At 65.1% G+C, this 24,480-nt stretch carries 36 protein-coding genes; 34 read left to right on the top strand and 2 right to left on the bottom strand.

The features are described from left to right. The first annotated feature begins 55 nt into the window (after positions 1-55). The 32 genes from fusA (at position 56) to GEV05_13685 (ending at position 18,772) form a co-directional block, all read left to right on the top strand. Positions 56-2,149: an elongation factor G gene (gene fusA / locus GEV05_13530; protein ID MPZ44398.1), complete on the top strand. Its 2,094-nt coding sequence runs from the start codon at positions 56-58 to the stop codon at positions 2,147-2,149. A gap of 33 nt (positions 2,150-2,182) precedes the next feature. Further along, entirely contained in the window at positions 2,183-3,373 is a 1,191-nt protein-coding gene (tuf, locus tag GEV05_13535; GenBank protein ID MPZ44399.1) for an elongation factor Tu, read from the top strand. Positions 3,374-3,477: 104 nt separating this feature from the next. Next, positions 3,478-3,792, top strand: a complete 315-nt coding sequence (gene rpsJ, locus GEV05_13540) for a 30S ribosomal protein S10 (GenBank protein MPZ44400.1) — start codon at positions 3,478-3,480, stop codon at positions 3,790-3,792. A 97-nt stretch (positions 3,793-3,889) separates the two neighbouring features. Beyond that, complete coding sequence (gene rplC, locus GEV05_13545; GenBank protein MPZ44401.1) at positions 3,890-4,534, top strand: 50S ribosomal protein L3; 645 nt, start codon at positions 3,890-3,892, stop codon at positions 4,532-4,534. After that, positions 4,534-5,154, top strand: a complete 621-nt coding sequence (gene rplD / locus GEV05_13550; protein MPZ44402.1) for a 50S ribosomal protein L4 — start codon at positions 4,534-4,536, stop codon at positions 5,152-5,154. The genes rplC and rplD overlap by 1 nt, the downstream gene beginning before the upstream one ends. 56 nt (positions 5,155-5,210) lie before the next feature. Next, the gene (rplW, locus tag GEV05_13555) at positions 5,211-5,495 is read left to right on the top strand and encodes a 50S ribosomal protein L23 (protein MPZ44403.1); all 285 of its coding nucleotides are present in this window, start codon (positions 5,211-5,213) and stop codon (positions 5,493-5,495) included. Continuing rightward, entirely contained in the window at positions 5,495-6,328 is an 834-nt protein-coding gene (rplB, locus tag GEV05_13560) for a 50S ribosomal protein L2 (GenBank protein ID MPZ44404.1), read from the top strand. Before rplW ends, rplB begins: the two co-directional genes overlap by 1 nt. A 4-nt stretch (positions 6,329-6,332) precedes the next feature. Next, positions 6,333-6,632 carry a 30S ribosomal protein S19 gene (gene rpsS / locus GEV05_13565; protein MPZ44405.1) on the top strand — a complete coding sequence of 100 codons (300 nt, stop codon included), beginning with the start codon at positions 6,333-6,335 and terminating at the stop codon, positions 6,630-6,632. Positions 6,633-6,643: 11 nt separating this feature from the next. Continuing rightward, positions 6,644-6,982: a 50S ribosomal protein L22 gene (gene rplV / locus GEV05_13570; protein ID MPZ44406.1), complete on the top strand. Its 339-nt coding sequence runs from the start codon at positions 6,644-6,646 to the stop codon at positions 6,980-6,982. 1 nt (position 6,983) lies between these two features. After that, complete coding sequence (gene rpsC / locus GEV05_13575) at positions 6,984-7,721, top strand: 30S ribosomal protein S3 (GenBank protein ID MPZ44407.1); 738 nt, start codon at positions 6,984-6,986, stop codon at positions 7,719-7,721. Then, the gene (gene rplP, locus GEV05_13580; GenBank protein ID MPZ44408.1) at positions 7,705-8,121 is read left to right on the top strand and encodes a 50S ribosomal protein L16; all 417 of its coding nucleotides are present in this window, start codon (positions 7,705-7,707) and stop codon (positions 8,119-8,121) included. Before rpsC ends, rplP begins: the two co-directional genes overlap by 17 nt. A gap of 2 nt (positions 8,122-8,123) precedes the next feature. Then, on the top strand, positions 8,124-8,318 hold the full coding sequence (gene rpmC, locus GEV05_13585; GenBank protein MPZ44409.1) for a 50S ribosomal protein L29: 195 nt from the start codon (positions 8,124-8,126) through the stop codon (positions 8,316-8,318). Further along, positions 8,315-8,578 (top strand): 30S ribosomal protein S17, encoded by a 264-nt coding sequence (gene rpsQ, locus GEV05_13590; GenBank protein MPZ44410.1) that lies wholly within the window; start codon positions 8,315-8,317, stop codon positions 8,576-8,578. The genes rpmC and rpsQ overlap by 4 nt, the downstream gene beginning before the upstream one ends. Positions 8,579-8,773: 195 nt before the next feature. After that, positions 8,774-9,142: a 50S ribosomal protein L14 gene (rplN, locus tag GEV05_13595; protein ID MPZ44411.1), complete on the top strand. Its 369-nt coding sequence runs from the start codon at positions 8,774-8,776 to the stop codon at positions 9,140-9,142. 14 nt (positions 9,143-9,156) lie between these two features. Next, positions 9,157-9,474 (top strand): 50S ribosomal protein L24, encoded by a 318-nt coding sequence (gene rplX, locus GEV05_13600; GenBank protein MPZ44412.1) that lies wholly within the window; start codon positions 9,157-9,159, stop codon positions 9,472-9,474. 29 nt (positions 9,475-9,503) lie between these two features. Continuing rightward, on the top strand, positions 9,504-10,043 hold the full coding sequence (gene rplE / locus GEV05_13605; GenBank protein MPZ44413.1) for a 50S ribosomal protein L5: 540 nt from the start codon (positions 9,504-9,506) through the stop codon (positions 10,041-10,043). Positions 10,044-10,068: 25 nt separating this feature from the next. After that, a complete protein-coding gene (gene rpsN, locus GEV05_13610; protein MPZ44414.1) occupies positions 10,069-10,374 on the top strand; it encodes a 30S ribosomal protein S14 in 306 nt (101 codons plus the stop codon). Positions 10,375-10,383: 9 nt separating this feature from the next. After that, complete coding sequence (rpsH, locus tag GEV05_13615) at positions 10,384-10,779, top strand: 30S ribosomal protein S8 (protein MPZ44415.1); 396 nt, start codon at positions 10,384-10,386, stop codon at positions 10,777-10,779. Between the two features lie 16 nt (positions 10,780-10,795). Next, positions 10,796-11,332 (top strand): 50S ribosomal protein L6, encoded by a 537-nt coding sequence (rplF, locus tag GEV05_13620; protein MPZ44416.1) that lies wholly within the window; start codon positions 10,796-10,798, stop codon positions 11,330-11,332. 85 nt (positions 11,333-11,417) lie between these two features. Then, complete coding sequence (gene rplR, locus GEV05_13625) at positions 11,418-11,774, top strand: 50S ribosomal protein L18 (GenBank protein ID MPZ44417.1); 357 nt, start codon at positions 11,418-11,420, stop codon at positions 11,772-11,774. Positions 11,775-11,786: 12 nt separating this feature from the next. Then, complete coding sequence (gene rpsE / locus GEV05_13630) at positions 11,787-12,317, top strand: 30S ribosomal protein S5 (protein MPZ44418.1); 531 nt, start codon at positions 11,787-11,789, stop codon at positions 12,315-12,317. Between the two features lies 1 nt (position 12,318). Next, positions 12,319-12,510 (top strand): 50S ribosomal protein L30, encoded by a 192-nt coding sequence (gene rpmD, locus GEV05_13635; GenBank protein ID MPZ44419.1) that lies wholly within the window; start codon positions 12,319-12,321, stop codon positions 12,508-12,510. 73 nt (positions 12,511-12,583) lie between these two features. Continuing rightward, positions 12,584-13,144: a 50S ribosomal protein L15 gene (rplO, locus tag GEV05_13640; protein ID MPZ44420.1), complete on the top strand. Its 561-nt coding sequence runs from the start codon at positions 12,584-12,586 to the stop codon at positions 13,142-13,144. A 39-nt stretch (positions 13,145-13,183) separates the two neighbouring features. Then, complete coding sequence (secY, locus tag GEV05_13645; GenBank protein MPZ44421.1) at positions 13,184-14,494, top strand: preprotein translocase subunit SecY; 1,311 nt, start codon at positions 13,184-13,186, stop codon at positions 14,492-14,494. After that, on the top strand, positions 14,494-14,712 hold the full coding sequence (infA, locus tag GEV05_13650) for a translation initiation factor IF-1 (protein MPZ44422.1): 219 nt from the start codon (positions 14,494-14,496) through the stop codon (positions 14,710-14,712). The genes secY and infA overlap by 1 nt, the downstream gene beginning before the upstream one ends. Positions 14,713-14,790: 78 nt before the next feature. After that, on the top strand, positions 14,791-14,904 hold the full coding sequence (gene rpmJ / locus GEV05_13655) for a 50S ribosomal protein L36 (protein ID MPZ44423.1): 114 nt from the start codon (positions 14,791-14,793) through the stop codon (positions 14,902-14,904). 174 nt (positions 14,905-15,078) lie between these two features. Next, positions 15,079-15,459 (top strand): 30S ribosomal protein S13, encoded by a 381-nt coding sequence (gene rpsM, locus GEV05_13660; protein MPZ44424.1) that lies wholly within the window; start codon positions 15,079-15,081, stop codon positions 15,457-15,459. A 12-nt stretch (positions 15,460-15,471) separates the two neighbouring features. Beyond that, positions 15,472-15,861, top strand: coding sequence for a 30S ribosomal protein S11 (rpsK, locus tag GEV05_13665; protein ID MPZ44425.1), 390 nt, complete (start codon positions 15,472-15,474; stop codon positions 15,859-15,861). A 10-nt stretch (positions 15,862-15,871) separates the two neighbouring features. Further along, positions 15,872-16,498, top strand: a complete 627-nt coding sequence (rpsD, locus tag GEV05_13670) for a 30S ribosomal protein S4 (GenBank protein ID MPZ44426.1) — start codon at positions 15,872-15,874, stop codon at positions 16,496-16,498. Positions 16,499-16,517: 19 nt separating this feature from the next. Further along, positions 16,518-17,501 carry a DNA-directed RNA polymerase subunit alpha gene (gene rpoA, locus GEV05_13675; protein ID MPZ44427.1) on the top strand — a complete coding sequence of 328 codons (984 nt, stop codon included), beginning with the start codon at positions 16,518-16,520 and terminating at the stop codon, positions 17,499-17,501. 21 nt (positions 17,502-17,522) lie between these two features. Beyond that, positions 17,523-17,915 carry a 50S ribosomal protein L17 gene (rplQ, locus tag GEV05_13680; protein ID MPZ44428.1) on the top strand — a complete coding sequence of 131 codons (393 nt, stop codon included), beginning with the start codon at positions 17,523-17,525 and terminating at the stop codon, positions 17,913-17,915. A 122-nt stretch (positions 17,916-18,037) separates the two neighbouring features. Further along, positions 18,038-18,772 carry a hypothetical protein gene (locus tag GEV05_13685; GenBank protein MPZ44429.1) on the top strand — a complete coding sequence of 245 codons (735 nt, stop codon included), beginning with the start codon at positions 18,038-18,040 and terminating at the stop codon, positions 18,770-18,772. Between the two features lie 150 nt (positions 18,773-18,922). Here the strand turns inward: GEV05_13685 and GEV05_13690 are convergent, their stop codons facing one another. Both GEV05_13690 and uvrA read right to left on the bottom strand, forming a co-directional pair. After that, positions 18,923-19,561: an FMN-binding negative transcriptional regulator gene (locus tag GEV05_13690; protein ID MPZ44430.1), complete on the bottom strand. Its 639-nt coding sequence runs from the start codon at positions 19,559-19,561 to the stop codon at positions 18,923-18,925. A gap of 77 nt (positions 19,562-19,638) precedes the next feature. Further along, positions 19,639-22,509, bottom strand: a complete 2,871-nt coding sequence (gene uvrA / locus GEV05_13695) for an excinuclease ABC subunit UvrA (GenBank protein ID MPZ44431.1) — start codon at positions 22,507-22,509, stop codon at positions 19,639-19,641. A gap of 85 nt (positions 22,510-22,594) precedes the next feature. Between uvrA and GEV05_13700 the strand changes: the two genes are divergently transcribed. Further along, positions 22,595-23,944, top strand: coding sequence for an MFS transporter (locus tag GEV05_13700; protein MPZ44432.1), 1,350 nt, complete (start codon positions 22,595-22,597; stop codon positions 23,942-23,944). After that, the gene (ssb, locus tag GEV05_13705; GenBank protein ID MPZ44433.1) at positions 23,944-24,423 is read left to right on the top strand and encodes a single-stranded DNA-binding protein; all 480 of its coding nucleotides are present in this window, start codon (positions 23,944-23,946) and stop codon (positions 24,421-24,423) included. Before GEV05_13700 ends, ssb begins: the two co-directional genes overlap by 1 nt. The last annotated feature ends 57 nt before the right edge of the window (positions 24,424-24,480 follow it).

Here is a 24,480-nt window from a genome sequence, read left to right on the forward strand (position 1 = left end):
TCCGCGTTTCCGAGCGAATATCGGTATCCCCCCAACGTTTCGAGAGTTTCCTGAAGTGGCCCGCAAGACTCCCATCGAGCGCTACCGCAACATCGGCATCGTCGCCCATATCGACGCGGGCAAGACGACGACGACCGAGCGCATTCTTTTCTACACGGGGGTGTCGCACAAGCTCGGCGAGGTGCACGACGGCACGGCCGTGATGGACTGGATGGAGCAGGAACAGGAGCGCGGCATCACCATCACCTCGGCCGCCACCACCTGCTTCTGGAAGGGCATGGACGGCTCGTTCCCGGAGCACCGGATCAACATCATCGACACGCCGGGACACGTCGACTTCACCATCGAGGTGGAGCGGAGCCTGCGCGTGCTCGACGGCTGCTGCACGGTATTCTGTGCGGTGGGCGGCGTTCAGCCGCAGACCGAGACGGTGTGGCGCCAGGCCAGCAAGTACGGCGTTCCGCGACTCGCGTTCGTCAACAAGATGGACCGCCAAGGCGCGGACTTCATGCGCGTCCTCGAGCAGATGAAGGGACGTTTGAAGGCGAACCCGGTTCCCATCCAGTTGCCGATCGGCGCGGAGGAAAAGTTCGAAGGCGTGGTCGACCTGGTGCGGATGAAGGCCATCTACTGGGAAGAGGGCTCGCAAGGCATACGCTTCGAGCTGCGCGACATCCCGGCCGAAATGCTGGCCGATTGCAAGGCCTGGCGCGAGAAGCTGGTCGAATCGGCGGCCGAGTCGTCCGAAGAGCTGATGAACAAGTACCTGGAGGAGGGCGACCTCGGGGTCGAGGAGATCAAGCGCGGCCTGCGCAGCCGCACCATCGCCAACGAGATCGTGCCGATGCTGTGCGGCTCGGCGTTCAAGAACAAGGGCGTGCAGGCGATGCTCGATGCGGTCATCGATTTCCTGCCGGCGCCGATCGACATTCCGCCGATCAGGGGCACGACCGAGAACGACGAGCCGACCGAGCGCAAGTCTTCCGACGAAGAGCCGTTTGCCGCGCTGGCGTTCAAGATCATGACCGACCCGTTCGTGGGCCAGCTCACGTTCTTTCGCGTCTATTCGGGCATCGTGTCCTCGGGCGACATGATCTACAACCCGGTCAAGCGGCGCAAGGAGCGCGTCGGCCGCATCCTGCAGATGCACGCCAACCAGCGCGAAGAGATCAAGGAAGTGCGCGCCGGCGATATCGCAGCGGGCGTGGGCTTGAAGGACCTCACGACCGGCGACACGCTGTGCGCGATCGACAAGATCGTGACGCTGGAGCGGATGGACTTTCCCGATCCCGTCATCCACGTCGCGGTCGAACCGAAGACCAAGGCGGACCAGGAAAAGATGGGGGTCGCGCTCAATCGGCTGGCGCAGGAGGATCCTTCGTTCCGCGTGCGCACCGACGAGGAATCGGGGCAGACTATCATCTCGGGCATGGGCGAGCTGCACCTCGAGATCATCGTCGATCGCATGAAGCGCGAGTTCGGCGTGGAGGCGAACGTCGGCGCGCCGCAGGTTGCGTACCGCGAGACCATCCGCAAGCCGGTTGAAAAGGTCGAGGGCAAGTTCGTCAAGCAGACCGGCGGCCGTGGCCAGTACGGCCATGTGTGGCTGCGGATGGATCCGCAGGAGCCGGGCACCGGCTACGAGTTCGTCGACATGATCAAGGGCGGCTCGGTGCCGCGCGAATACATCCCGGCGGTGCAGAAGGGCGTTACCGATTCGCTCTCCAACGGCGTGCTCGCGGGCTACCCGGTGGTGGACGTGAAGGTCACGCTGTTCGACGGCTCGTACCACGAGGTCGACTCGAACGAGAACGCGTTCAAGATGGCCGGCTCGATCGCCTTCAAAGAAGGCATGCGGCGCGCCACCCCGGTTCTGCTCGAGCCGATGATGGCGGTCGAGGTCGAGACGCCGCCCGATTTCGTCGGCAATGTGATCGGCGACCTGTCGTCGCGCCGCGGCATGATCCAGGGCCAGGAAGAAGTGGTCGGGACCATGGTGATCAAGGCCGAGGTGCCGCTCGCGGAGATGTTCGGCTACTCGACCGCGCTGCGTTCGGCGACCCAGGGCCGGGCCACGTACTCGATGGAATTCAAACACTATGCCGAGGCGCCGAAGAACGTCGCCGAGGCGATCATCAACAAGAAGTAGTTTTCTGCCTGCGAAGATTGACGGAGCGCTGCCATGGCACGAGCGAAGTTTGAGCGGACGAAGCCGCACGTGAATGTAGGGACGATTGGTCACGTGGACCATGGGAAGACGACGCTGACGGCGGCGATCACGACGGTGTTGAGCAAGCAGTTCGGGGGCGAGGCGAAGAGCTACGCGCAGATCGACTCGGCGCCGGAGGAGAAGGCGCGCGGGATCACGATCAACACCGCGCACGTGGAGTACGAGACGACCAAGCGCCACTATGCGCACGTGGACTGTCCTGGGCACGCGGACTACATCAAGAACATGATCACGGGCGCGGCGCAGATGGACGGGGCGATCCTGGTGGTGTCGGCCGCGGACGGGCCGATGCCGCAGACGCGCGAGCACATTTTGCTGGCGCGGCAAGTGGGGGTTCCGTACATCGTGGTGTACCTGAACAAGGCCGACATGGTGGACGACAAGGAGCTGCTGGAGCTGGTGGAGATGGAGGTTCGGGAGCTTCTCTCCAAGTACGAGTTTCCGGGCGACGACACCCCGATCGTGACGGGCTCTGCGCTGAAGGCCTTGGAGGGGGAGGATACGGAGCTGGGGATCAAGTCGATCCACAAGCTGGCGGAGGCGCTGGACAGCTACATCCCGGAGCCCAAGCGTGCGGTGGACGGGACGTTCCTGATGCCGATCGAGGACGTGTTCACGATCTCGGGTCGTGGGACGGTGGTGACGGGTCGGGTGGAGCGCGGGATCGTGAAGGTGGGCGATGAGCTGGAGATCGTGGGGTTGAAGGCCACGCTGAAGACGGTGTGCACGGGGGTGGAGATGTTTCGCAAGCTGCTCGATCAGGGGCAGGCGGGAGACAACATCGGGGTGCTGCTGCGGGGCACGAAGCGCGAGGAGGTTGAGCGCGGTCAAGTGCTGGCGAAGCCCGGTTCGATCACCCCGCACACGAAGTTTGCGGCCGAGGTGTACGTGCTCTCCAAGGATGAGGGGGGGCGGCATACGCCGTTCTTCAACGGTTACCGGCCGCAGTTTTACTTCCGCACGACCGACGTGACGGGCTCGGTGGACTTGCCGCAGGGCACGGAGATGGTGATGCCTGGGGACAACGTGTCGATCACGGTGGCGCTGATCCAGCCCATCGCGATGGAGCAGGGGCTGCGCTTTGCGATCCGCGAGGGCGGCAAGACGGTTGGGGCCGGAGTGGTCTCGAAGGTGATTGAATAGCAGTGAGGCGTGAATGAGTGAAAGGTGAGGCGCGGCTCTCGCGCGCGCCGGAACACTTTCACCCTTCACTTTTCACTTTTTCACGCGAAGCGAAAGCGAAGCCAATGGCTGTCAAGAGTCAGAAGATACGTATCCGATTAAAGGCGTTCGACTACCGTCTGATCGATCAGTCGGCGCTCGAAATCGTCGATACGGCCAAGCGCACGGGCGCCGTGGTCCGGGGACCGGTGCCGTTGCCGACGCGGTTGCAGCGCTTCGACGTGCTGCGCTCTCCGCACGTCAACAAGACCTCGCGCGACCAGCTCGAGATCCGCACGCACCTCAGATTGATGGACATCATCGACCCGACCGACAAGACAGTCGACGCGCTGATGAAGCTCGATTTGCCGGCAGGCGTGGACGTCGAAATTAAATTGTAACGAGCAAAGACGCGATCCGCGCTCGTCGCGGGTCGCGTCTGCAACCCTTTACCTCCGGTCAATTGCAACCGGGCCCTTCAAGCAAGGGGAACGATAAATGAGCATGGGATTGGTCGGCCGCAAGGTCGGCATGACACGTATCTTCACCGCCGACGGCGACAGCATTCCGGTCACGGTGCTGGACGTCTCCAACAACCGGGTTTCGCAGGTGAAGACCGAGCAGGGCGACGGCTATTGCGCGGTCCAGATCATCTGCGGCACCCGCCGCGCCTCGCGTGTGAACAAGGCGCTCGCCGGACACTTCGCCAAGGCCGGTGTCGAAGCCGGCAACGTCATGCGCGAATTCCGCGTGAGCTTGGAAGAAGCGGCAAACTTCGCTCCGGGCGCGCAGGTGGGCCCGGATGTGTTCAAGGTCGGTCAGCGGGTCGACGTGGTCGGCACCTCGATCGGCAAGGGCTTCGCGGGCGTCATCAAGCGCCATCACTTCAGCTCCAACCGGGCGAGCCACGGCAACTCGGTTACGACGCGCGCGCCCGGCTCGATCGGCCAGGCGCAGGATCCGGGGCGGGTATTTCCAGGCAAGAAGATGCCGGGACACCTCGGCAACAAGCGTCGGACGTCGCAGAACCTCGAAGTGGTGCGCATCGATGCCGAGCGCAAGCTCCTGCTCGTGCGCGGCGCCGTGCCGGGCCATGCCGGAGGCGCGATCACCGTGGCGCCGTCGACCAAAGCGAGGGCGTGATGGAATTGCAACTGATCAATGACAAGGGCGAGGCGACGGCATCGGTGGCCGGTTCGGACGCCTTGTTCGGCCGCGCTTACAACGAGGCGCTCGTACACCAGCTGGTCAAGTCGTACCTGGCCAACGGCCGCCAGGGAACACGGGCGCAACGCGCACGCGGCGAAATCAACAAGAGCACGGCCAAGCCGTGGCGGCAGAAAGGCACCGGCCGCGCCCGCGCCGGCATGGCCTCGAGCCCGTTGTGGCGCGGCGGCGGCAAGATCTTTCCCTCGAGCCCGGACGAGAACTTCACGCACAAGGTGAACCGCAAGGTCTATCGCGCCGGCATCGCGACCATCCTGTCGCAACTGGTGCGCGAGGGGCGCTTGAGGGTGGTGGAGAGTTTCGCAGTCGATGCGCCGAAGACGAAGCTGCTCGCCACGAAACTGAAGGACATGGGGCTCGAGCGCGTGCTGATCGTCACCGACAACGTCGACGAGAACCTGGAGCTGTCGTCGCGCAACCTGATGCATGTCGCCGTGTGCGGCGTGCAGCAGGCCGATCCGGTCAGCCTGGTCGGTTTCCCGCAAGTGCTGGTCACCCGTGCCGCCCTGGCCAAGTTCGAGGAGGTGTTCGCGTGAGCGAGTCCGCCAAACCCGCTGCCAAGCCGGCGAGCGTAGCCCGCCAGCAGCGCCTCATGCAGGTGCTGCTCGCCCCCACCGTGTCGGAAAAGAGCACCATGGTCGGCGACAAGCACAACCAGGTCGTCTTTCGCGTCGACCGTGCCGCGACCAAGGGCGACGTAAAGGACGCCGTCGAGCTCATGTTCAAGGTCGAGGTCGCGGCCGTGCAGGTCCTGAACGTCAAGGGCAAGGAGAAGCGCACCGCGCGTTTCATCGGCCGGCGCAACAGCTGGAAGAAAGCCTACGTGCGCTTGAAGCCGGGGCAGGAGATCAACTTCGCCGAAGGTGAGGGACGATAATGGCGCTGGTCAAAGTCAAGCCGACATCCCCGGGCCGGCGCACGCTGGTCAAGGTCGTCAATCGCGACCTGCACAAGGGCCGCCCGTATGCGCCGCTCACCGAGCGCCAGAGCCGGCGCGCTGGGCGCAACAACAGCGGCCACATCACGATGCGCCACCAGGGTGGCGGGCACAAGCAGCACTATCGGATCATCGATTTCCGCCGCAACAAGGACGGCATCCCGTGCCGTGTCGAGCGTATCGAGTACGATCCGAACCGCAGCGCCAACATCGCGCTGCTGGTCTATGTCGACGGCGAGCGGCGCTACATCATCGCGCCCAAGGGCATCACGGTCGGCGCCCAGCTCGTGAGCGGTCCCGAGGCGCCGATCAAGGCGGGCAACGCGATGCCGCTGCGCAACGTTCCGGTCGGCAGCACGATCCATTGCGTGGAGATGCTGCCTGGCAAGGGGGCGCAAATCGCGCGCTCGGCCGGCACCTCGGTGCAGCTTCTCGCCCGCGAGGGCAGCTACGCGCAGCTACGGCTGCGCTCGGGCGAGATCCGGCGCGCGCACATCGATTGCCGCGCGACCATCGGCGAAGTCGGCAACGAAGAGCATTCGCTACGCTCGATCGGCAAGGCGGGCGCCAAGCGCTGGCGCGGCATCCGGCCGACCGTGCGCGGCGTGGCGATGAATCCGATCGATCACCCGCACGGCGGCGGCGAAGGTCGCACGGCCGCGGCCCAGCCGCCCGTGAGCCCCTGGGGCGTGCTCTCCAAGGGCTACAAGACGCGCAAGAACAAGCGCACCGATACGATGATCGTACGACGCCGCAACAGCAACAAGGGTTAAGCTCATGGCACGTTCCGTCAAGAAGGGACCGTTCGTCGATCTGCACCTGGTGAAGAAGGTGGAGACGGCGCGGGCGTCGAACGACAAGCGGCCGATCAAGACCTGGTCGCGCCGTTCCACCGTACTGCCGGATTTCGTCGGCCTCACGATCGCGGTCCACAACGGCAAGCAGCACATCCCGGTGTACGTGACCGAGAACATGGTCGGCCACAAGCTGGGCGAGTTCTCGCATACGCGCACGTTCAAGGGCCACTCGCGGGCCGGCAGCGCGGACAAGAGGGCCGGCGCTGGCCCGAGGAAGTAGCGGAAGACGACATGGAAACCACAGCGAAGCTACGCGGCGTGCGCCTTTCGGCGCAGAAGGGGCGACTGGTCGCCGACCAGATTCGGGGCATGCCGGTCGACCGCGCGCTCAACGTGCTGCAGTTCAGCCCCAAGCGCGCGGCCACGATCATCCGCAAGGTGGTCGAGTCGGCGATCGCAAACGCCGAGCACAACGACGGCGCCGACATCGACGAGCTGAAGGTCACGCGCATCTTTGTCGAGCGCGGGACGTTCCTGCGCCGCTTCCAGGCGCGCGCCAAGGGGCGGGCCAACCGAATCATGAAGCCCACCTGTCATATCTTCGTGACGGTCGGCGACGGAAGGAACTGATATGGGCCAGAAGATTCATCCGACCGGTTTTCGTCTCGCAGTCAATCGCGCCTGGGCCTCGCGCTGGTATGCGAACAACCGCAACTTCGCCTCGATGCTGAACGAAGACATCAAGGTGCGCGACTACCTGCGCAAGAAGCTCTCGCATGCGGCGGTGGGGCGCGTGGTGATCGAGCGCCCGGCGAAGAATGCGCGCATCACCGTGCACAGCGCGCGCCCTGGCGTCGTGATCGGCAAGAAGGGCGAGGACATCGAGGTGCTGCGCGCCGAGCTGCAGCGGATGCTCGGCGTTCCGGTGCACGTGAACATCGAGGAGATCCGCAAGCCCGAGCTCGATGCGCAACTGGTGGCCGATTCCATTGCCACCCAGCTGCAGAAGCGCATCATGTTCCGGCGCGCGATGAAGCGCGCCATCACCAATGCCATGCGCCTGGGCGCGCAGGGTATCAAGATCCAGAGTTCCGGGCGCCTCAACGGCATCGAGATCGCGCGCTCGGAGTGGTATCGCGAAGGACGAGTCCCGCTGCACACGCTGCGTGCGGACATCGACTACGGGTTCGCCGAGGCGAAGACCACCTACGGCGTGATCGGCATCAAGGTCTGGGTGTTCAAGGGCGAGACGATCGGCAAGGGCGATCGTCCGGTCGGTCCGGCGGCGGGCGAGCCGGCAGCCGATACGCCGGCGCCGACGCGACGCCCACGCAAGACGGGAACCAAGCAAAATGCTGCAACCAGCTAGGCGGAAATACCGCAAGGAACAGAAGGGCCGCAACAAGGGCATCGCCACGCGCGGCAACAAGGTGAGCTTCGGCGAGTTCGGGCTGAAGGCGCTTGGCCGGGGTCGCCTGACTGCGCGCCAGATTGAGGCAGCCCGGCGGGCCATGACGCGGCATATCAAGCGCGGCGGCCGGATCTGGATCCGCATCTTCCCGGACAAGCCGATTTCGCAGAAGCCGGCGGAAGTGCGCATGGGTAACGGCAAGGGCAATCCCGAGTACTGGGTGGCCGAGATCCAGCCGGGCAAGGTGCTGTACGAAATGGACGGCGTCGACGAAGCGCTCGCCCGCCAGGCCCTGGGGCTGGCCGCTTCCAAGCTGCCGATGCGCACCGCGTTCGTCGTCCGGCAACTCGGAGGCTAGCCATGAAGGCCGCGGAATTGAGAGCGAAAAGCGCTGACGACCTGCAGGGCGAGTTGACCGATCTGCTGCGTGCCCAGTTCGGCTTGCGGATGCAGAAAGCGACCCAGCAGCTATCGAACAACAGCCAGCTGCGCAAGGTGCGCCGCGACATCGCCAGGGTGCGCACCGTGCTGGCCCAGAAGGGACAAAAGCAATGAGCGAAGCCAGCCGCGCACGCACGTTGAGCGGGCGCGTGATTTCCGACAAGGCCGACAAGACGGTGACCGTGCTGGTCGAGCGCAGGGTCACCCACCCGATCTACGGCAAGATCATCCGCCGCAGCGTGAAGCTGCACGCCCACGACGAGAACAACGAGTGCCACACCGGCGACATCGTGCTCATCCAGGAGTGCCGGCCGCTGTCGCGCAACAAGAGCTGGCGCGTGACCCAGCTGGTGGAAAAGGCGCCGACCGTCTAGAAAATCGTTGCGCAAGCATTTACTTATGGTTTGACGGCCAGCTATAATCGCTGGCTTCCATTCGCCCCGGCTTTTCTGCCATTCGGCACGGCAGGGCGTTCTTGACCCGGACGGGTTCCAATACTGGCCGCCGTTTGACTGGAGTTGGGCGGACCAAGTTGGAAAAGTTTTGAGCGGTAGCCAAAGAGAACGAACATGATCCAGATGCAGACCATGCTGGACGTCGCTGACAATACCGGTGCACGAACCGTGATGTGCATCAAGGTGTTGGGCGGCTCCAAGCGCCGCTATGCCGGCATCGGCGACGTGATCAAGGTGAGCGTGAAGGACGCCGCTCCCCGCGGGCGCGTGAAGAAGGGCGAGGTATACGACGCGGTGGTGGTGCGCACCGCCAAGGGCGTGCGCCGCCAGGACGGCTCGCTGGTGCGCTTCGACGGCAATGCGGCGGTGCTGCTCACTCCCAAGCTCGAGCCGATCGGCACGCGAATCTTCGGGCCGGTGACTCGGGAGCTGCGGACCGAGCGCTTCATGAAGATCGTGTCGCTGGCGCCTGAAGTGCTGTAAGGGAGACTAGGGCGATGCGAAAGATCAAGAAGGGCGATGACGTCGTGGTCACCGCCGGCAAGGACAAAGGCAAGCGCGGCACGGTGCTGCGCGTGGTGGACGCCGATCATCTGCTGGTCGAGGGCGCCAACCGGGTGAAGAAGCACCAGCGGCCGAACCCGATGCGCGGGCAGCAGGGCGGCATCATCGAGAAGGAGATGCCGCTGCACGCCTCGAAGGTCGCGATCTTCAATCCCCAGACGCGCAAGGCCGACCGGGTCGGCTTCCGCAATCTGGAGGACGGCCGCAAGGTGCGCTTCTTCAAGTCCAACGGCGAAGTCATCGACGCCTGAGGCGGCGGAAACGAGAGGTACGCACAATCATGGCGCGTTTGCAGGACCATTACCGCGAGAGCGTAGTCAAGCAGCTCATCGAGCAGTTCGGCTACAAATCCGTCATGGAAGTCCCGCGCATCGAGAAGATCACGCTCAACATGGGCGTGGGCGAGGCGGTCGCCGACAAGAAGGTCATGGACAACGCGGTGGCCGACATGACCAAGATCGCCGGGCAGAAGCCGGTGATCACCAAGGCGCGCAAGTCGATCGCGATGTTCAAGATCCGTGACGGCTACCCGATCGGCTGCAAGGTGACGCTGCGCGGCAAGCGCATGTACGAATTTCTGGATCGCCTGGTCACGGTGGCGATCCCGCGCATCCGGGACTTCCGCGGCATCCCGGTGCGCTCGTTCGACGGGCGCGGCAACTTCAACATGGGCGTGCGCGAGCAGATCATCTTCCCCGAGATCGAATACGACAAGATCGACGCGATCCGGGGCATGAACATCACGATCACGACCACGGCAAGAAACGACGAAGAGGCGCGCGCGCTGCTGGCGGCGTTCCGCTTCCCATTCCGAAACTGAGAAGGCAACGAGCGGGAACCCACAAATGGCGAAACTCTCCCTCATCAATCGCGAACAGAAGCGCCGCGCCACGGTGAAGAAGTATTCGGCCAGGCGCGCCACGCTGTTCGCCATCCTGGAGGATGTGCGGGCGACCGACGACGCGAAGCAGCAGGCGCGCGAGAAGCTGCAGCAGCTGCCGCGCAATGCGAGCCCGGTGCGGCTGCGCAACCGCTGCACGCTCACAGGCCGGCCGCGCGGCAATTTCCGCAAGTTCGGGCTGTCGCGCAACAAGTTGCGCGAGATCGCAATGCGCGGCGAGATTCCTGGCGTGATCAAGGCGAGCTGGTAGGAGACGGCGATGAGCATGAGTGATCCGATCGCCGACATGCTGACGCGCATCCGCAATGCGCAGATGTCGGAGAAGCCGTCCACCGCCATGGCATCGTCCAAGGTCAAGGTGGCCATCGCGAAGGTACTGAAGGACGAGGGCTACATCGAGGACTTCAACGTGGTCGACGCCGACGGCAAGCCACGCCTGGAGATCGGGCTCAAGTACTACGCGGGCCAGCCGGTGATCGAGAAGATCGAGCGCGTGAGCAAGCCGGGGCTACGCGTATATCGGCCGAGCAAGTCGGTTCCGCGCGTGATGAACGGGCTCGGTATCGCCATCGTGTCGACGTCCAAGGGCGTCATGACCGATCGCAAGGCGCGCGGCATGGGAATCGGCGGCGAAGTCTTGTGCGTCGTGGCCTGACAGGGGAGAGCGCGACATGTCGAGCAGAGTAGCGCGCATACCGGTGGTGATTCCCGCCGGGGTCGATGCCACCGTCGCCGAGGGCCGCATCTCCGTGAAGGGGCCCCTGGGAACGCTGTCGCAGGCGATGTCTGCGGACGTGAAGGTGTCGAAGGTCGACAATCACCTGGAGTTCGAAGCCGTGGGCGAGAGCATCCAGGCGAAGGCGATGTCGGGCACTTTGCGCGCGCTGGCGGCCAACATGGTGCAAGGGGTCTCGAAAGGATTCGAGCGGCGCCTGAACCTGGTCGGCGTGGGCTACCGGGCGCAAGCGCAGGGCGACAAGCTCAACCTCACGCTGGGCTTCTCGCATCCGGTCGTGCACGCCATGCCCCAGGGGGTGAAGGTGGAAACGCCGACCCAGACCGAGATCGTGATCAAGGGCATCGACAAGCAGCGGGTCGGCGAAGTCGCCGCCCAGGTAAGAGCATACCGGCCCCCCGAGCCGTACAAGGGCAAGGGCGTGCGGTATTCGGATGAAGTGATCGTGCTGAAGGAGACCAAGAAGAAGTAGGCGCTCCTGCCGAGGCCCTTCGGCACGGCCAAGCGCCGCCTGCCGACGGTCCGATGGACGCCGACTGGTTCTTCGGAACAACGCCATGCATGACAAGAACAGTGCCAGGACTCGCCGCGCACAGCGGACCCGCCGCCGGATCAGCGGATTGAACACGGCGCGCCTCACGGTGCATCGCTCCAATTGCCACATCTACGCGCAGGTGATCGACGCGGCCGGGGTCAAGGTGCTCGCATCCGCCTCCACCGTGGAGCGCGAAGTGCGCGCGGCCCAGGCCAAGGGCGGCAGCGTCCAGGCGGCGGCCGAGGTGGGCAAGCGGATCGCGGAGAAGGCGAAGCAGCTCGGCATCGAGTCGATCGCGTTCGACCGTGCCGGCTACAAGTATCACGGGCGGGTCAAGGCACTGGCCGAGGCTGCGCGCGAGAGCGGACTGAAGTTCTAAACGGAATCGACAATGGCCAAGATGCAATCCAGGATGCGCATGCAGGGTGGCGAGGAACGCACCGACGGGCTGCGCGAGAAGATGGTCGCGATCAATCGCGTCACCAAGGTGGTCAAGGGCGGCCGGGTGCTCGGTTTCGCGGCGCTGACCGTGGTCGGCGACGGCGACGGCGGCATCGGCATGGGCAAGGGCAAGGCGCGCGAAGTGCCGGTCGCGGTGCAGAAGGCGATGGACGAGGCGCGCCGCAAGCTGGTCAAGATCCCGCTCAAGAATGGAACCCTGCATCACTCGGTGGTGGGCCGGCACGGCGCCTCGCGCGTGCTCATGCTACCCGCTTCCGAAGGTACCGGCATCATCGCCGGGGGCCCGATGCGGGCGATCTTCGAGGTCATGGGGGTCAGCAACGTCCTGGCCAAATGCACCGGCTCGACCAACCCGTACAACGTCGTGCGCGCAACCATCGCCGGGCTGAACGAGCTCAATACCCCGGCCCAGATCGCGGCCAAGCGCGGCAAGACGGTCGAAGAGATCATGGGTGCCTGAGATGGCCGAGGAAAAGAAACTGCGGGTGAAGCTGGTGAAGGGACTCATGGGCACCAAGCAATCGCATCGGGCGACGGTGCGGGGCTTAGGCTTGCGCCGGCGCAACAGCAGCGTGGAGCTGCCCGATACGCCGGCCGTGCGCGGCATGATCAACCGTGTCTCCTACCTGCTCGACGTCTCGGAAGCGGCGTAACGAGGATCGTACTGCGTGAGCGTGACCCGAATCCGAGGCAGAGTGCCTCGGCCTCATTGAAGCGAGTGACTCGATGCAACTGAATTCACTGAAACCCGCCGCCGGTTCGAACAAGGCGCGCAAGCGCGTGGGCCGCGGCATCGGCAGCGGGCTCGGCAAGACGGCCGGGCGAGGTCACAAGGGGCAGAAATCGCGCTCGGGCGGTTTCCACAAGGTCGGCTTCGAGGGCGGGCAGATGCCGCTGCAGCGCCGGCTGCCCAAGCGCGGCTTCGTCTCGCCGCTGCGCGGGCGGGTGGCTGAAGTGCGCCTGTCCGATCTGCAGCGCATGAGCGGCGATGTGGTCGATGTCGCCGCGCTGCACGCTGCGGGTGTCATCCCGCGTCTCGCACGCGGCGCCAAGGTGATCCTCTCGGGCAAGCTGGAGCGGGCGGTTACGCTCGAAGGCATCGGCGCGACCAAGGGCGCGCGCGCGGCCATCGAGGCGGCGGGCGGCAAGATCAACGCCCCGGCTGCGGCCGAGGAATCCGCGAAGATCACCAAGCGTAAGGCGGCGAAGGCCAAAGCCGCCCAAGGTAAGGCCGCCCAAGGTAAGGCCGCAAAAAGCGATGCGGCCGAAGCGGGCAAGAAGGACTAGGGAAAGAAGGACCAGGTTTTGGCAGCTGACTCTTCATCGATGTTCGGGCTTTCGGGCAAGCTGGGCGACCTCAAGCGTCGCCTGCTGTTCTTGCTGGGCGCCTTGATTGTCTACCGGATCGGGGCGCACATCCCGGTGCCGGGGATCGATCCGGTGCAGCTCGCCGAGCTGTTCAATTCCCAGCGCGGCGGCATCCTGGACATGTTCAACCTGTTCTCGGGCGGTGCGCTCGGGCGCTTCACCATCTTCGCGCTCGGCATCATGCCGTACATCTCGGCCTCGATCATCATGCAGCTCATGACGGTCGCAGTGCCCACGCTCGAACAGTTGAAGAAGGAAGGCGAGGCGGGCCGGCGCAAGATCACTCAGTACACGCGCTACGGAACGCTGGGGCTGGCACTGTTCCAGGCGCTCGGAATCGCGATCGCGCTCGAGTCGCAGCAGGGGCTGGTGATCGAGCCCGGCTTGATGTTCCGCCTGTCGGCGGTGGTAACGCTCGTTACCGGCACCATGTTCCTGATGTGGCTGGGCGAGCAGATCACCGAGCGCGGCGTCGGCAACGGTATTTCGCTCATCATCTTCGCCGGGATCGCGGCGGGACTGCCGTCGGCGATCGCCGGCACGCTGGAATTGTCGCGTACCGGGGCGTATTCGATTCCGTTCGTGCTGCTGCTGTTCGCGGGGGTCGTCGTCGTTACCTGGGTGGTCGTGTTCGTCGAGAAAGGCCAGCGCAAGATTCTGGTGAACTACGCCAAGCGCCAGGTGGGACGAAAGGTCTACGGCGGCCAGACGTCGCATCTGCCACTGAAGCTCAACATGTCGGGCGTCATTCCGCCGATCTTCGCCTCCTCGATCATCCTGTTTCCGGCGACCATCCTGGGTTGGTTCGGAACTTCCGACGACAATGTCAGGTGGTTGAAGAGCATCGCCGATACGCTGCATCCCGGCCAGCCGATCTACGTCCTGCTGTACGCAGCCGCGATCGTCTTCTTCTGTTTCTTCTATACGGCGTTGGTGTTCAACCCCAAGGAGACGGCGGATAACCTGAAGAAGAGCGGCGCCTTCGTCCCCGGGATACGCCCGGGCGAGCAGACGGCACGCTACATCGAGCGCATCATGATGCGGCTCACCCTCGCCGGCGCGGTGTACATCACGCTGGTGTGCCTGCTGCCCGAATTCCTGATCGTCAAATGGAACGTGCCGTTCTACTTCGGCGGCACGAGCCTGCTGATCATCGTGGTCGTCACCATGGACTTCATGTCCCAGGTGCAGGCCTACGTGATGTCGCACCAGTACGAAAGCCTGCTGAAGAAGGCGAGCTTCAAGGGAGGGATGTTTCCCACGCGCTGATGGCCAAGGAAGAAACCATACAGATGCAGGGCGAGATCGTGGAAACCCTGCCCAATGCAACCTTCAGGGTGAAGCTCGAGAACGGGCACATCGTCCTGGGACATATCTCGGGGAAGATGCGGATGCATTACATCCGCATCCTGCCGGGAGACAAGGTGACCGTGGAACTGACGCCGTACGACCTGACGCGAGGTCGTATTGTTTTCCGCGCGAAGTAGGCGATGTGAACGAACCGGCGGTCGTCCTCACGGCGCGTGAGATGGGGCGGCGGCGCGACGGCCTCGATGGAGCAAGCGATGAGAGTACAGGCTTCGGTGAAGAAGATCTGCCGGCACTGCAAGGTGATCCGGCGCAAGCGAGTGATCCGGATCATCTGCAAGGATCCCCGGCACAAGCAGCGGCAAGGCTAGGCATGTTCGACCGGCCACTTCGTCGTCGTTCCCGCGCGCGCGGGAGATCGGGGAACCAGGGCATCCTGGATTCCCGATCTCCGTGGCAACGACGCGATCGAGCAGGCTCTGGCGGTGGCGACGGGCCCGGACGCTCGTCGTGACGAGTTCGAACTTCGATTCTAGGAGGGTCGCATGGCCCGTATCGGCGGCGTAAACATTTCCAACCATCAGCATGCGTGCATTGCGCTGACTGCGATTTACGGCATCGGGCGCTCGCGCGCACGCCGGATCTGCGAATCGGCCGGCATCGTCGTCACGACCAAGATGAAGGATCTGTCGGACGCGGAGATGGACCGGCTGCGGGAACAAGTCGGCAAGTTCACCACCGAAGGCGATCTGCGCCGCGAGATGTCGATGAACATCAAGCGGCTGATGGACCTCGGCACCTACCGGGGGCAGCGCCACAAGCGTGGGCTCCCGGTGCGCGGCCAGCGCACCCGCACCAACGCGCGCACGCGAAAGGGGCCGCGCAAGGCGGCGATCAAACTGAACAAGCCCGCGGGCACCGCGTAAAGGATATCGGCAATGGCCAAGGCCCCCACTCGTGTGCGCAAGAAGGCGAAGAAGAACGTTGCCGAAGGCATCGCGCACGTTCACGCCTCGTTCAACAACACCATCGTGACGATCACCGATCGTCAGGGCAACACGCTCGCCTGGGCGACTTCCGGCGCGAGCGGCTTCAAGGGCTCGCGCAAGAGCACGCCGTTCGCCGCGCAGGTGGCGGCCGAGTCGGCCGGCAAGGCCGCGCAGGAATGCGGCGTGAAGAACCTGGAAGTGCGGATCAAGGGTCCGGGGCCGGGTCGCGAGTCGGCAGTGCGGGCCTTGAACGCCCTGGGCATGAAGATCACGCTCATTTCGGACGTGACGCCGATCCCGCATAACGGCTGCCGCCCGCCCAAGCGGCGCCGCGTGTAAGGAGCATTACGTGGCCAGAAATCTCGATGCGAAGTGCCGCCAGTGCCGGCGGGAAGGCGAGAAGCTCTTTCTCAAGGGAGAGAAGTGCTTCACCGACAAGTGCGCGGTGGAACGCCGCAACTATCCGCCTGGTCAGCATGGCCAGAAGCAATCCCGGCTGTCCGGCTACGGCGTGCAACTGCGTGAGAAGCAGAAGATCCGCCGCACCTACGGCATCCTCGAGCGCCAGTTCCGCCGCATCTATGCCGAAGCCGATCGGGCGAAGGGCATCACGGGCGAGAAGCTGCTGCAACTGCTGGAGAGCCGGCTCGACACGGTCGCCTACCGCATGGGCTTCGGCGCCTCGCGCACCGAGGCGCGCCAGGTGGTGCGCCATAACGGCATCCTGGTGAATGGACGCCGGGTGAACATCCCGTCGTACCAGTGCAAGCCGGGCGACGTGGTCGAGATCGCGGAGCCGGCCAAGGCGCAGTTGCGCGTGAAGGCCGCGGTGGAAGCGGCCGAGGGGCGCGGCTTTCCGGAATGGGTCGAGGTGGATGCGAAGGGTTTGAAGGGAACTTTCAAAGCGCGTCCGGCGCGCTCCGAATTGTCGTCGACCATTAACGAATCGCTCGTGGTCGAGCTTTACTCCAAGTGATCGAGGATAACCAGCGATGATGCAAAGCAGCGCTCTATTGAAGCCCCGTATCATCGACGTCGAGAACTTCTCCCCCACGCATGCCAAGGTGGTGATGGAGCCGTTCGAGCGCGGCTACGGCCATACGCTCGGCAATGCGCTGCGGCGCGTGCTGCTATCGTCGATGCCGGGCACCGCCCCCACCGAAGTCAAGATCGGCGGGGTGCTGCACGAGTATTCGACCATCGACGGCATCCAGGAAGACGTGGTCGACCTCCTGCTCAACCTGAAGGGCATCGTGCTGAAGCTGCACACGCAGAAGGAAGTGTGGCTCAATATCAAGAAGCAGGGCGAAGGCGTGGTGACGGCGGGCGATATCGAAGTGTCGCACGATGTCGAAGTCGTCAATCCCGAGCACGTGATCGCGCATCTCACCCCCGGCGGCAAGCTCGACATGCAGATCAAGATCGAGCAGGGACGTGGTTATCAGCCGGCGGCCGTGCGCTCGAGCCTGAACGAAGAGGAAGGGCGTCCGATCGGCTCGATCATGCTCGATGCCTCGTTCAGCCCGGTGCGGCGCGTGAGCTATGCCGTCGATTCGGCGCGCGTGGAACAGCGCACCGACCTCGACAAGCTCATCATGGATATCGAGACCAACGGCGTGGTCGAGCCCGAGGAAGCGGTGCGCTACGCCGCGCGCATCCTGGTCGAGCAGCTGTCGGTGTTCGCGGATCTCAAGGGCACGCAGCTTTCGGAAGAGCCGCAGAAGCCGCAGCAGATCGATCCCATCCTGCTGCGTCCGGTGGACGACCTGGAGCTCACCGTGCGCTCCGCCAACTGCCTCAAGGCCGAGAACATCTACTACATCGGCGATCTCATCCAGCGCACCGAGACGGAGCTGCTGAAGACGCCGAACCTCGGCCGCAAGTCGCTCAACGAGATCAAGGAAGTCCTCGCCTCGCGCGGCCTCACGCTGGGGATGAAGCTCGAGAACTGGCCGCCGTCGGGCCTAGAGCGACGTTAAGGCGGCGATAAGGAGCAAACCATGCGTCACGGACACGGGCTGAGGAAGCTCAACCGCACCTCCAGCCACCGCCTCGCCATGCTACGCAACATGACCAATTCGTTGCTGCGCCACGAGACGATCAAGACGACTTTGCCGAAGGCGAAGGAGCTGCGGCGGGTGGTCGAGCCGATCATCACGCTCGGCAAGGCGCCCAGCCTGGCGAATCGGCGGCTCGCCTTCGACCGGCTGCGCGACCGCGACATGGTGGTGAAGCTGTTCGACGAGCTCGGTCCGCGCTATGCAACCCGCAATGGCGGCTACCTGCGGATATTGAAGTTCGGTTTCCGCAAGGGTGATAACGCGCCTATGGCGCTGGTGGAGCTCCTCGACCAGCCCGAAAGGGCAGAGGGCGGGGAAGCAAAAGCAGCGTGAGGCGCGTTACGGCGTAGACTTACTTCGCGAGGAACGGCGAAGTTAGTCGGAGGCACAATGCTCCGATAGCGCTTGTAGAGCGCTCGACCAGCCACCTCCCCTGATCGCGCTACACTGGCAGCGTGATCTACCTCGTCACCGATTTCGGCGCCGCCGACATCTACGTCGGTCAAGTCAAGGCCGAGCTGGCGCGGCACGCGCCGGCTGTGGCCGTCGTCGACCTGCTGCACGAAGCGCCGGCGTTTCGCGTCGAACCCGGGGCACACCTGCTGGCCGCGCTCTCGCAATGCTGCCCACCGGGCAGCGTCATCCTGGCGGTCGTCGATCCGGGAGTCGGCACGAGCCGCAAGCCTGTCGTGCTGCGCGCCCGGGATTCTTACTTCGTTGGTCCCGACAACGGGCTCTTGTCCGTCGTTGCCGCCCGCAGCCGCGACAAGGCCGTGTGGGAGATCGTCTGGCGCCCGGAAGCGCTCTCGCGTTCGTTCCACGGCCGCGATCTGTTCGCGCCCATCGCCGCGCGGCTCGCGCTCGGTATCTTTCCCAGCGACGCGCTGCGCCCGCTCGCCGCCTTCGATGTCCAGCTGGACGAAGCGGACCTCGCCGAGATCGTCTACATCGACCACTATGGCAATGCGATCACGGGGCTGCGCGGAGACGACGTGGCCCGGAACACACCGCTCACGCTCACGATCCATGGCGCCAACGTGCGGCATGCGGAGGTGTTCGCCGCAGCGCCTGCCGGCGAAGCGTTCTGGTACGTAAACAGCGTGGGACTGGTCGAGATCGCCTGCAATCGCGTCAGCGCAGCTGCAAGGCTCGGACTCGCGGTCGGCGACTCCGTGCATATCCGGTCCTGACGTTGGCTGACGCTCAGGCGCGGGGTTTGCCGAATCTGCGCGGACGCGAAGCGGTTATCGGTGTAACCCGTATCGGCATCGTGCCCGAAAGGCCTTCAGTCGCACTTCGAAGAAGAGAAGGGTCGCCAGTGGCGGCGCCGGAGCTTGCCGTCAGCGCGGGCGCCGCTGCTCGACATCCGCAGCCATGCGCAGCGAATCGGCATCGCCGCGCCCGCGCAGCCCGGAGATCACGCCATCGATGTCGCGCGCAACGCGGTTCTGGCTCGCCTTCCACTTCCCCACCATGTGCGCGACCTGCACCTCGATGCCCACGATCGCCTTCAGCTGCGCGGCGATGAACTCGGCCGGTGCATCGGTGAGCTTCCAGGGTTGCGCACGAGCCGATTCGTTCGCGCTGGTCAAACGGGTGAGGAACGCCTGCAGCCAGTCGGAATCGTCCACCGCGCGTGCGCTGCCCTGGACGTGGACCGCGACGTAGTTCCAGGTCGGAACCACTTTGCCGGTCTCCGCCTTGGTGGCGTACCAGGACGGCGTGATGTAGCCGCCCGCATCCTGAAAGATCGCGAGCACCGAAGCGCCGGCACCGAGGTTGCGCCACAGCGGATTGGCGCGCGCCACGTGTCCTCGCAGCAGCGTTGCGCCATCGGCGCCGGTCGCGACCAGCATCGGGATGTGATCGGCGCAGAGGCCGTTCGCATCGTTGCTTATGAGCGTTGCCAGCGGATGGCGGCGGATGAACTCCTGCAACCGCGCCGCATCGGTCTCCTCGAACGTCTTTGGCAGGTACATCGTCGCATCCTTCCGGCGCTGTTCGCTCCCGCGGCACGCTGCAGCTCGAACCGGCCGACCGCGCCCGGCGGCGAGCGTCAAAGCAAATTCCGAAGATACTCCCCGGTGTGGCTTGCGGGATTGCGGGCGATATCCTCCGGGCGTCCTGCGGCGACGATCCGCCCGCCGGCCTCGCCGCCCTCGGGCCCGAGGTCCACGACCCAGTCGGCGGTCTTGATGACATCGAGATTATGCTCGATCACGACCACGGTATTGCCGCGATCGCGCAGCCGGTGCAGCACCTTGAGCAGCAGATCGATGTCGTGGAAGTGCAGCCCGGTGGTGGGCTCGTCCAGGATGTAGAGCGTGCGCCCCGTGTCGCGCTTGGAAAGCTCGAGCGCGAGCTTGACGCGTTGCGCTTCGCCACCGGAGAGCGTGGTCGCGCTCTGGCCGAGCTTGACGTAGCCCAAGCCGACCTCGAGCAGCGTATCGAGCTTGCGTGCGACGGCCGGGATGGCTGCGAAGAACTCCCGCGCCTGTTCGCACGTCATCGCCAGCACCTCGTCCACGGTGCGGCCCTTGAACTGAACTTCCAGCGTCTCGCGGTTGTAGCGCTTGCCGTGACAAACGTCGCACGGCACGTAGATGTCGGGCAGGAAGTGCATCTCGACGCGTGTGACGCCGTCGCCCTGACAGGCCTCGCACCGGCCGCCCTTGACGTTGAAGGAGAACCGTCCGGGTCCGTAGCCGCGTTCGCGCGCCACCGGCACCCCGGCAAACAGCTCGCGGATCGGCGTGAACAGGCCCGTATACGTCGCCGGGTTCGAGCGCGGCGTGCGCCCGATCGGGCCCTGGTCGACGGCTGCGACCTTGTCGAAGAACTCCAGCCCGGAGACCGACGCATGCGCTGCCGGTTCGTCGGCGGCGCCGTAGAGATGGCGCGCGCACACCCGGTACAGCGTATCGTTGATCAACGTCGACTTGCCCGAGCCGGACACGCCGCTCACGCACACGAACAAGCCCACCGGAAGCTCGAGATCCACCGCCTTCAGGTTGTTGCCGCGCGCGCCCGAAACGACGAGCATGCGCGTCCTGTCGGGCCGCAGCCGCAGCGCCGGGGTGGCGATCGAGCGCTTGCCGTTCAGATACTGGCCGGTGATCGACTCGGGGGTGGCCGCGATTTGCGCAGGCGTGCCGTGCGCGAGCACTCGCCCGCCGTGCTCTCCCGCTCCCGGTCCGAGGTCGATTACGTGATCCGCGGCCAGGATCGCGTCGCGATCGTGCTCCACCACCACGACCGAGTTGCCGAGGTCGCGCAGGTTGCGCAGCGTGGCGAGCAGCCGGTCGTTGTCGCGCTGGTGCAGACCGATCGAGGGCTCGTCGAGCACGTACATGACGCCGGTCAGGCCCGAGCCGATCTGCGAGGCGAGACGGATGCGCTGCGCCTCGCCGCCGGAGAGCGTATCGGCCGATCGGTCCAGCGACAGGTAGTCCAGGCCGACGTCGTTGAGGAAGCGCAGCCGATTCAGGATCTCGCGCACGATCTTGTCCGCGATCGCCTGGCGGTTGCCGTTCAACTTCAGCGACTGGAACAGGGTTGCGGCCTGGCGCAAGGTGAGCGCGGAGACCTGGTAGATCGCGTGGCCCGCAACGAACACGTGCCGCGCTTCGATGCGAAGGCGCGTGCCGTTGCATTCCGGGCACACCTGCGTGTTGAGATACTTCGCCAGCTCCTCGCGCACGAGTGCCGAATCGGTCTCGCGATAGCGCCGCTCGAGATTGGGCACGATGCCTTCGAACGCATGCTCGCGCACATACCGATTGCCGCGCTCGCCGAGATAGTTGAAGCGGATGCGCTCGCTTCCGGAGCCGTAGAGCACCACGTCGCGCACCGCTTCGGGCAGCTGCTCGAACGGCGTATCGACATCGAAGCCGTAGTGTGCCGCCAGCCCCGTGAGCATCTGGAAATAGAACTGGTTGCGCCGGTCCCAGCCCTTGATCGCGCCGGCGGCAAGCGACAAGTGCGCAAAGGCGACGATGCGCTTCGGATCGAACAGCGTGATGGCGCCCAGGCCGTCGCAGCGCGGGCAGGCGCCGAGCGGGTTGTTGAACGAGAACAGCCGCGGCTCGAGCTCGGGCAGACTGTAGCTGCAGATCGGGCAGGCGAAGCGCGACGAAAACATGTGCGAGCGCCCGCTATCGGTCTCGACCGCGATGGCGCGGCCGTCCGAATGGCGCAGCGCGGTTTCGAACGATTCGGCCAGGCGCTGCTTCGCGTCGGGACGCACGCGCAGCCGGTCGATGACAGCCTCGATGGTGTGCTTCTGGTTGCGTGCGAGCGTGGGCAGCGCGTCGATCTCGTGCACCACGCTGTCGATGCGCACGCGCACGAAGCCTTGCGCGCGCAGCTCCTCGAACAGATCCGCCTGCTCGCCCTTGCGCCCGACGATGAGCGGCGCGAGGATCATCAAGCGCGTATCTTCGGGCGCTGCGAGCACGTGATCGACCATCTGCGAGACGCTTTGCGCGCTCAGCGTCACGCCGTGCTCGGGGCAGTGCGGATCGCCGATGCGCGCGAACAGCAGCCGCAGATAGTCGTGGATTTCGGTCACCGTGCCCACGGTGGAGCGGGGATTGTGACTGGTCGCCTTCTGCTCGATCGCGATCGCGGGCGAAAGCCCCTCGATGAGATCGACGTCCGGCTTGTCCATCAGCTGCAGGAACTGGCGCGCATACGCCGACAGCGATTCGACGTAACGACGCTGGCCTTCGGCATAGAGCGTATCGAAGGCGAGCGAAGACTTGCCCGAGCCCGACAAGCCGGTGACCACCACCAGGCGGTTGCGAGGGAGGTCGAGATCGATGTTCTTGAGGTTATGCGTGCGCGCGCCGCGGATGCGGATGACGCCTTGGCCCGCGCCCGTTCGGTCGGATGCGGCGGCGAGCGCGGCGGAAGAATCCTGCTTCATCGACTGGGAGCGGGCAAAGTCAAACCTGCTAATATACTCGACTTCGTTTCCCAATCCCATTTGGCCGATGTCCGCATCCGAGCGCATGAGCGCGCGCGAGCTTCGCGCCGCGATCGGCCTCGCGGGCATCTTCGGCCTGCGCATGCTCGGCCTGTTCGTGATCCTGCCGGTGTTCGCGCTATACGCCGCCCGCCTCGAAGGCGGCAACGATCTCACGCTGGTCGGCATTGCATTGGGGGCCTACGGCCTGTCGCAGGCGATCTTGCAGATCCCGTTCGGACGCTGGTCGGACCAGTTCGGCCGCAAGCCGCTGCTCTACATCGGCTTGACGATCTTCGCCGCGGGCAGCGTGCTCGCGGGCTATTCGACCTCGATTCACGGCGTGATCCTGGGCCGCATCCTGCAGGGCTCGGGTGCGGTCTCAGCGGTGGCGATGGCGATGGCGGCGGACCTCACACGCGAAGAGCATCGCACCAAGGTCATGGCGATCATCGGCTCCATGATCGGCGCGAGCTTTGCGGCGTCTCTGGTCCTAGGACCTTGGCTGGGGCGCGTCGTCGGCGTCGATGGCATCTTCTATCTCACCGCGATCCTGGCGCTGGCTGCGATGGTCGTGGTCGTGCGCCTGCCCGATCCGCCCGCACCGAATCCGAACGCGACGCGCGCACCGGTCCGGGTCGCGGAGGTCTTGCGCGACCGGGAGTTGAACCGCCTCAACGTCGGCATTTTCGCTCTGCACGCGGTGCTGATGTCGCTGTTCATCACGGTTCCGTTCGATCTGGTCGAGGCCGGGCTCGACGGCCACGAACACTGGAAGGTGTACGCGCTGGTGCTGCTCGGATCGGCTCTGTACGTGGTCCCGGCGCTGCACTTCGGCGATCGCAAGGGCCGCTCCAGGCCGGTGTTTCTTCTCTCCATTGCGGTCGTTGCGGCGAGCCAGGTCCTACTCCTTTTTCGCGCCCAAAGTCTTATCGGCATCGGCATTGCCCTGCTGGTATTCTTTGCGGGGTTCATGCTGCTGGAGGCGGCGCTGCCAGCCCAAGTCTCGCGGGCGGCACCGGCCGGCGGGCGCGGAACGGCGATCGCGGTCTACAGCACCGTGCAGTTCCTGGGCGCCGCGTGCGGAAGCGCGTTCGCCGGCTATCTCGCCCAACACTGGGGCCGCACCGCGCTGCTGGCGATGAACCTGGGGCTGATGGCGGTATGGCTGCTCGCGGCCTGGGGAATGCGAAGCTATGATGCAAGCAGCATACGAACCTACCCGCTTCCGCCGCTGGACGGGCAGCGTGCGGCCGGTTTGCGCGAGCGGCTGCATGCGCTCCCGGGCGTGCGCGAGGTCACGTTGCAGGCGGGCACGCGCATGGCTTACGTGAAGGTCGACGCGCGGGCCTTCGACGAAGAGGATGTGTTGAAACTCATTGCGGGAGAGAGCTGATGGCATCGGTCAACAAGGTCATTCTGATCGGCAACCTGGGGCGCGACCCCGAGACGCGTTACATGCCCAATGGCGAAGCGGTAACCAACGTGACGCTCGCGACCACCGACACCTGGAAGGATCGAACCAGCGGTGAGCGGCAGGAGAAGACCGAGTGGCACCGCGTCACGTTCTACCGGCGCCTGGCCGAAATCGCGGGCGAGTATCTGAAGAAGGGCTCGCAGGTATTTGTCGAAGGGCGCCTGGAGACGCGCAAGTGGACCGACAAGGAAGGCAAGGAGAGGTACACCACCGAGATCATCGCCTCCGAGATGAAGATGCTCGGTTCGCGCGCAGGCGCAGGCGCGCCCTCCTACGATGCCGGCGACGATGCGCCGGCCGCACGCCCGGCTGCGAAGCCCGCCGCGGGTGCGGCAGCCAAGGCGCCCGCCAAGAATCCCGCCGGGATTGCCGACATGGACGACGACATTCCGTTCTAGCATGAGGGTGCGGCCGGGTTGCGTGCGAGCGGCGGCTGCGATTGTCGCCGCGTGCGC

The sequence above is a fragment of the Betaproteobacteria bacterium genome (assembly GCA_009377585.1).
GTDB lineage: Bacteria > Pseudomonadota > Gammaproteobacteria > Burkholderiales > WYBJ01 > WYBJ01.